Source organism: Kitasatospora sp. NPDC056651, assembly GCF_042792155.1.
Classification (GTDB): domain Bacteria; phylum Actinomycetota; class Actinomycetes; order Streptomycetales; family Streptomycetaceae; genus Kitasatospora.
This window is the reverse complement of the sequence record NZ_JBHTWX010000001.1, coordinates 343742-350178: the sequence shown is the minus strand read 5'-3', so window position 1 is coordinate 350178 and position 6437 is coordinate 343742. Positions and strand designations below refer to the sequence as shown.

General features: G+C 75.4%; 6 protein-coding genes. 1 reads left to right on the top strand and 5 read right to left on the bottom strand.

The features are described from left to right. Positions 1-181: 181 nt before the first annotated feature. From ACFRAR_RS01485 to ACFRAR_RS01470, 4 genes are all read right to left on the bottom strand, one after another. Positions 182-1240: an L-tyrosine/L-tryptophan isonitrile synthase family protein gene (locus tag ACFRAR_RS01485; protein ID WP_380693404.1), complete on the bottom strand. Its 1059-nt coding sequence runs from the start codon at positions 1238-1240 to the stop codon at positions 182-184. Positions 1241-1321: 81 nt separating this feature from the next. Further along, positions 1322-2635 carry a cytochrome P450 gene (locus ACFRAR_RS01480; protein ID WP_380693402.1) on the bottom strand — a complete coding sequence of 438 codons (1314 nt, stop codon included), beginning with the start codon at positions 2633-2635 and terminating at the stop codon, positions 1322-1324. A 49-nt stretch (positions 2636-2684) separates the two neighbouring features. Next, a complete protein-coding gene (locus ACFRAR_RS01475; RefSeq protein WP_380693400.1) occupies positions 2685-4061 on the bottom strand; it encodes an MFS transporter in 1377 nt (458 codons plus the stop codon). Between the two features lie 258 nt (positions 4062-4319). Next, the gene (locus ACFRAR_RS01470; RefSeq protein WP_380693397.1) at positions 4320-4883 is read right to left on the bottom strand and encodes a sigma-70 family RNA polymerase sigma factor; all 564 of its coding nucleotides are present in this window, start codon (positions 4881-4883) and stop codon (positions 4320-4322) included. 55 nt (positions 4884-4938) lie between these two features. On the opposite strand from ACFRAR_RS01470, the gene ACFRAR_RS01465 reads away from it, so the two are divergent. Continuing rightward, positions 4939-5190: a zf-HC2 domain-containing protein gene (locus ACFRAR_RS01465; RefSeq protein WP_380693394.1), complete on the top strand. Its 252-nt coding sequence runs from the start codon at positions 4939-4941 to the stop codon at positions 5188-5190. 315 nt (positions 5191-5505) lie between these two features. Here the strand turns inward: ACFRAR_RS01465 and ACFRAR_RS01460 are convergent, their stop codons facing one another. Further along, on the bottom strand, positions 5506-6423 hold the full coding sequence (locus ACFRAR_RS01460) for a hypothetical protein (RefSeq protein ID WP_380693391.1): 918 nt from the start codon (positions 6421-6423) through the stop codon (positions 5506-5508). Positions 6424-6437: the final 14 nt, after the last annotated feature.

Sequence of the window (6437 nt, the reverse complement as noted above, 5' to 3'; positions counted from 1 at the left end):
CCCTCCCGGGCGCACCTCCGCCGGGGCCCCCCCGGGGGGGGGCGCCCCGCCCCCCCCCCGGGGGGCGGGGCCCCCCGGGGGTTCCGGCCCCCCGGGGGGGCCCCGCGCGGCCGCCCGCCGGGGGCGGGGGGGCGGGGGCCCCCGCGGCCGCCGGCGCGGTGGACCGTACGGGGCCTCTCTCCTAGCAGCTCCGGCGGGCCTCGCCGAGGCCCTCGGCAAGGTTCTCGTCGAGGTTCTCGGCGAGGCCCTGGCCGTGGCTCTCGCGGTGGTCCTCGTAGTGGCTCGGCCGGCCGTCCCGAAGTACCAGCCGGCCGAGCCGGGCGGCCTCGTCGCTGCGCAGCAACTCCCGCTCGCCGTCAGCCCGGTTGAGCACCGAGGAGTGCCAGGGCGTGGTCCAGACGTCGGCCGCCGCCAGCAGTCGGATGCCGAACTTGGCGGCGCCGGCCGGCTGCGGGTGGATGGAGAGCCGGACGGCCCGCGGATGGTGCTCGGCTATCAACTCGCCCCAGGCGCGGCTGCGCTGGATCACGCCGTAGGCGCGGCGGCGGCACTCCCGCTGGAGGGCGGAGCGGGTGCCGGTGAATCCGACGGTGTCCTCGGTGAGGAAGCGGGTGATGCCCCGGTACAGCCGCAGGGTCTCCTCCTCGGCCAGCACCTGTTCGCGCAACTCCTCGACACTGGGCGCGTACCGGGCGTGCACCCGGGTGCGCTTCTCGTCGTACGGGAGGTCACCGAGGACGGCCCGCAGGTCGAAGGTGTCGAGGTGGGTCAGTCCCTCGCGGGCGATCATGGCGGTCAGGGCGTCGGAGTAGGCGTCGATGTGGTCGTCCGGGACGTTGATCAGGTCGCCGAAGATATGCCCGTCGGAACAGATCAGCATGCGGGCGCCGGGCGCGTGGAGCCGGCCGATCTCGGCGCAGAGTCCGTCGAGGAAGGACAGCGAGAGCCGCTCGCCCTCGTCGGGCAGGTGGCCGAGCACCTTCGCCGGGTTCGGCGACTTGCAGGGGAAGCCCGGCAGGGTGAGGACGATCGGCTCGTCGGCGGCGATGAATTCCGCCAACTGCGCCAGCTGGAGCGGGAAGTGTTCGGGTCGGGCGTCGAACTCCGGGTCGGCGGCGCGGCGGTGCGGAAGCAGCAGGCCGAGGACGCGGGCGGCGAGCCGATCGGGCGAGGGGCGGTCCTCGAAGGTGGGGGTGACGGGGGTGGCGGTGGTGACGGGGGCGGTGCCGACGGGCGGCATGGTGGGTCCTCCACGGAAGGTGGCGCGCCAGGGAAGGTGGTGCGGTACGGGCGGCGGGCAGGGGGAGCCTTGTGCTCCGGGTCAGTGGCGGTGGTCGTAGGCGACCGGCAGCCGGTTCACCCCGCGCGCCAGGACGGCGGGAATCCAGGCGAGTTCGTCCAGCCCGTCCCCGGAGGCTTCGGCGGGGCGCAGGCCCGCCAGCCGGGTGAGCAGGGTGGCGAGGGCGACCTGGAGTTCGGCCCGGGCCAGTGCCGCGCCGGGGCAGTAGTGGATGCCGTGGCCGAAGGCCAGATGGGCGTTGGGGGTACGGTCGAGGTCGAGGCGGTCGGCCTCGGGGAACTGCTCGTCGTCGCGGTTGGCGGCGCAGAGCGAGACGATCACCGAGTCGCCGGCCGGGACGGTGGTGCCGAAGAGGTCGCCGTCCTCGGCGAGGAAGCGCCAGGTGGTGAGCTCGAACGCGGCGTCGTGGCGCAGCAGTTCCTCCACTGCCCGGGCGAGGCGGTCGGGGTCGTCGATGCCCTCGCGCAGCCGGACGAGCTGCTCGGGGTGGCGCAGCAGGGTGATCAGCATGGTGGTGATCTGGTTGGTGACCGGTTCCTGTCCGGCGACCAGCAGCTGGAACACCATCGAGTCCAGCTCTTCGCGGCTCAACTCGCCCGCGTCGTGGGCGCTGACGAGCCGGCCCAGCAGGTCCTCCCGCGCCACCCGGCCGGGTGCCCGGCAGTCGGCGCGCTTTCGGGCGACCACGTCGGCGATGTACGTCTGGAGGCCGCGCAGCCGTGCCTCGTAAGCGGGGCGGCCGGGATCCCGCGGGCCGACCGGCTGGACGACCTTGCCCCAGTCCCGGTCGAATCGCTCCGCCAACTCCAGAGGAAGGCCGATGACTTCGGCGAGGACTCGGAACGGGTAGAGGGCCGCGAAGCCCGCCACCAGGTCCGCACCGCCGGACTCCGGCAGCCGGTCCACCAGCGCGTCGGCCAGCGCCCGGAAACGGGGGCGCAGCGACTCCACCCGGCGCGGGGCGAAGGCGTCCAGGACGAGCCGGCGCATCGAGGTGTGCTTGGGCGGGTCCTGGTGGAGCAGGTGGACCTGGAGCTGCGAGTGCTGGGGCTCCGGCATGATCGACGCGAGTCGGCGCCAATTGTCGTTGCCCAGGGCGTGGTTCTTGCCCAGACGGGGGTCGTTGAGGGTTGCGTGGGCAGCGTGGTACCCGGTGACCAGCCAGGCGTGGATGCCGCTCGGGAACTCCACCCGGTGCACCGGCCCGGCCTCGCGCATCCGCCGGTAGAGGGGGTACGGATCGCGCTTGTACGCCTGGCCGTACAGCGGCATGGGGGAGGGGAGGGGGCCGTCGCCGTACGGGCAGCGCGGGCTGTCGGGAGTGGTGTCGCTCATCTGGGGTGATCCTTCGAGGGGGAGGGAGCCGGGGTGTCGGGTGGCGCGGTCAGCCGCGGGCGCCGCGTCGGTGCAGCGCGAGCAGGACGACCGCGGTCGACGCGACCAGGGCGGCCAGCGCGATTCCGGCCCGTGTCCCCGTGGTGGTGCGGTCACCGGCCAGGGCGGCGGCGGTGGCGAGGGCCGGGCCGAGCGCGAAGCCGAGGCTTCGGGCGAGTTGGACGGCGGAGCCGGCGGTGGCGAGCTTTCCGGGCGGGGAGGCGGACATCACCAGGGCCTGGGTGGGGCCGCCGTTGAGGCCCATCCCGGCACCGGCGAGGGCGAGGCGCGCGGCGATCTCGGGGGCGGACCAGCCGCTGTCCAGGGGGACGAGCAGGGTCAGCCCGAGGGTGGTGACGGCGGCGCCGGCCAGCGCGGTGGGGCGGGCGCCCCAGCGGTCGGCCAGCCGCCCGCCGACCCGGCCGGCCAGCACCATGCCGAGCGGGAACGCCAGCATGGTGAGCGCGGTGGTGGTGGCACTCTCGCCCCGGGGGCCGCGCAGGTGCTGGGCGAGCAGGTAGTGGCAGGCCGCGAAGCCGGCCGCGAGCGCCAGGACCGAGGCATTGACCCCGGTGGTTCCGGCGGCCCGCAGCACCTCCGCGACGGGCCGACCGCCCGGGCGGCGCAGCCAGAGCAGCACCAGCGGTGCGGCGGGCAGCGTGAGCAGCAGCCACTGCGGCGCCTGGGGTGCCAGGGTGAGCCCGAGTAGGACGGCGGCGACGGCGGCACCGATCAGGGCGGCGTCGCCGAGCGAGGCCCGGTCGGGCGGCCGCAGCCCGCCGCGGCGCGGCGCGTGGCTCCGGACGATCAGGAAGGCGGCCAGGCAGACGGGCAGCTTGACCAGGAAGATCGCCCGCCAGCCGAGGTGGTCCAGCAGCAGGCCGCCGACCACCGGCCCGGTGACGGCGCCGAGCGGACCGAGCGTCGCCGGGACGCTCATCGCCCGGCCGCGCAGCTCGGGCCGGACGGAGGTCGCGGCGAGCACCGGCATCAGGACGAAGAGCACGGCCCCGAAGGCGCCCTGCAGCAACCGGGCGGCGATCAGCCAGCCGGCCCAGGGGGCGCAGGCGGCCAGCACGCTGCAGGTGGCGAAGCAGCTGACGGCGAGCAGCAGTGCCGACCGGGTGCCGACCTGGTCCAGCCAGCGCCCTGCGGGCAACAGCAGGGCGACGAGAGGGAGTTGGTAGCCGAGGACGGCCCACTGGGCGACCCCGGGGGACACGCGCAGGCCCGTTGAGATGTCGGTCAGCGCGAGGTTGACCACGTTCATGTCGAGCATCGCGACGAACGACAGCAGGCCGGCGGCTATGACCAGGCTCCAGCGGTCGGCCGCAGGCTGCTGACGATCTGTCAGGGATGTGGTGGCCGGGTGTGGTCGCGCCGCCATCGAGTCCCTCCGTTTCCCGTGCTGCTGTACCGGACACCGCCTCGGCGGCGGGGTCCGGTACAGCAGTCGGGAGCGCGGGGGCTCCGGTTCCGAACACGTGGGGGATTTTTCCGGGCCCGGTGGGGAGGGCTGGCGGGCGACAGGTTTCAACGAACAGGTGACAGATGACAGATTTCGAAATCTGTCATCTGTCATCTGTCACCCGTAATCTGCCGTCCGTCACCCGTCACCCGTCCGCTGTCGGGCGCCGTCCGTCACTCAGCAGGCGGCCGCGAGCTCGCCCGCCTCGGCGGCGCGCAGGCGTGCCACCAGCTCCTCCCGTGCCCGGGCGACCCGGGAGCGGACGGTCCCGACGGGGCAGCCCGCGACCGCGGCGGCCTCCGCGTAGCTCAGGCCGACCACCTGCGTCAGGACGAAGGCCTCCCGCCGCTGGGCCGGCACCCGTTCGAGCAGGTCGCCGAGTGCGACGCCGTCCTCGAATCCGGCCGTCGGCGCGCCGCCCTGCCGCTCGGCGGCCTCCTGCCAGTCCGGCAGCGCCGCGCAGCGCGGCCGGGCGGCCGCCATCCGGTACCGGTCGATCACCGTGCGTCGGGCGATCGACAGCAGCCAGGTGCGGGCCGAGGAGCGCCCGGCGAACGAGGGCAGGCCTCGCAGCGCGCGCAGGAAGGTCTCCTGGGCGAGATCGTCGGCGGACTGGACGTCGGTCAGGTGGGCGACGAAGCGCCAGACGTCCCGCTGGGTCGCGCGGACGAAGGCGTCGACGTCCTCCGCCCGCCCGGAGCGGGCGGTCAGCGCGAGCGCGGTGAGCTGTTCGTCATCCATGGCGGCCCTCGACCCGGTCGCTCCCAACGCCACGGCCGTACGGGACGATGGTCGTATGAGATGCGCGCAATTTCGCACCGCCCTGTCCGCTCGACTGGACGGCGAACCGAGCGGTCTGCCGGAGGTCCGGCTGGACAAGCACGTCGCGCGTTGCACCGGCTGCCGGGACTGGCTGGCCCAGGCGGAACGGCTGCGCCCTCAGGTGCGGGCGGCCGCCGCCGACGGGCCCTCGCCCGAGTGGTCGGCGCGGCTGCTGGCCCGGCTGGGCGAAGACCGGGCGGAAGAGCGGCCCCCCGAGCAGCGGTAGCCGGGAGCGGAGCGTGCGGAGGGGCGTGAACGGCGGGACAGTGGCGCCGGCCGGAGCCGGTGCGCCGTCGAAGTCAGGCATGGAAGGTCCCGAGGAGAAGGCGGGGGACGGCGCCGCGCGGGGCGGCACCGTCGGCGTCCGTGGGCAGCCGCGCGGCACGCCCGGACCCCAGGGGAGTCGCGGCGGCGGGCGCGGGCCCGCGCCCTGACGGCGTGGCAGCGCGAAGAGGCGTGGCCGTACGGCAGGGCGACCTGCCCGTCGCGAACGTCCCGGTGGCCGGAGGCGGCCGGGGACGAGGAGGGAGCGGCGGGCGCGTCAGCAGGCGAGGGCGAACGCCGGCGGCCCGCGCCGGACCACGGCATGGGTCAGCAGCACCGACCGGGGCGGCCTGGCCCGGTCGTCGGCCGGGCGGGCAGGTGCCGGGGCCCGGTAGCCGAAGGGGCGCGCGAACAGTGCCACCAGCGGGACCAGCAGCGCCCCCGCGACCACCGAGCCGAGCGCGCCGAGCAGCTCGAAGAGCCGCACCAGCGCCGCGTCACCGCGCCAGAGCAGGAGCGCGCACGCCAGCGCGGCGAGCACGTGGGCGGCGGCCATCCCCGGCGACATGCCGTGAGACATCCCGTGCGCCATGGCGCGCGCCGGTGCGTGCGCCGGTCCGCTCACCAGGTCCTGCGCCGTCCCGTACGACCCGCCGCCGTGGAAGGTCCCGTCGGGCATCAGGTGCGGCCCGGCGGGCATACCGGCCGGCCCGGGCAGGTCCGGCCCGAGGGACGGCGTCCCCGGGACGGCGTGGTGCGTGCCCGCGGTCGGCCGCAGGCTGCCGGCGGTCGGCGGGACGTCCGGGTCGATGCCCGCCATCCGGGCCAGTTCGACCGGGGAGGGCCCACCGGCCACCCGGTCGGGATTGCAGAGCAGCAGGGCGGCCCAATCCGTGGTGGCGAGCCGACCGAGGCTGCCGTCCCCCCGGGAGATCGCCCCGGCCTGTTCGAACAGCTGGTGCAGCGCGATCTGCGCCACCACCATCCAGAGGCTGATCACCCCGAGTCCGCGCCGCTTCCCGGCGAGCAGCCAGGTCAGTCCGAGGACCGCTCCGAGCGCGCCGGTCAGCACGGTCGGAGAGACGCCGGACCCGGCCATCGCGACGTGCGCGGCGGCGGCCAGCGCCACGCACAGCGCGGCGAAGACCACGGCGCGCAGCAGGCGGATCCGGTCGGTCATCACGATGGCACTCATCGTCGCACCCACGC

Excerpts from the sequence above, each read along its gene's own strand:
- ACFRAR_RS01460 (WP_380693391.1), bottom strand. The coding sequence starts at position 6,423 with ATGAGTGCCATCGTGATGACCGACCGGATCCGCCTGCTGCGCGCCGTG.
- ACFRAR_RS01480 (WP_380693402.1), bottom strand. The coding sequence starts at position 2,635 with ATGAGCGACACCACTCCCGACAGCCCGCGCTGCCCGTACGGCGACGGC.
- ACFRAR_RS01470 (WP_380693397.1), bottom strand. The coding sequence starts at position 4,883 with ATGGATGACGAACAGCTCACCGCGCTCGCGCTGACCGCCCGCTCCGGG.
- ACFRAR_RS01475 (WP_380693400.1), bottom strand. The coding sequence starts at position 4,061 with ATGGCGGCGCGACCACACCCGGCCACCACATCCCTGACAGATCGTCAG.
- ACFRAR_RS01485 (WP_380693404.1), bottom strand. The coding sequence starts at position 1,240 with ATGCCGCCCGTCGGCACCGCCCCCGTCACCACCGCCACCCCCGTCACC.
- ACFRAR_RS01465 (WP_380693394.1), top strand. The coding sequence starts at position 4,939 with ATGAGATGCGCGCAATTTCGCACCGCCCTGTCCGCTCGACTGGACGGC.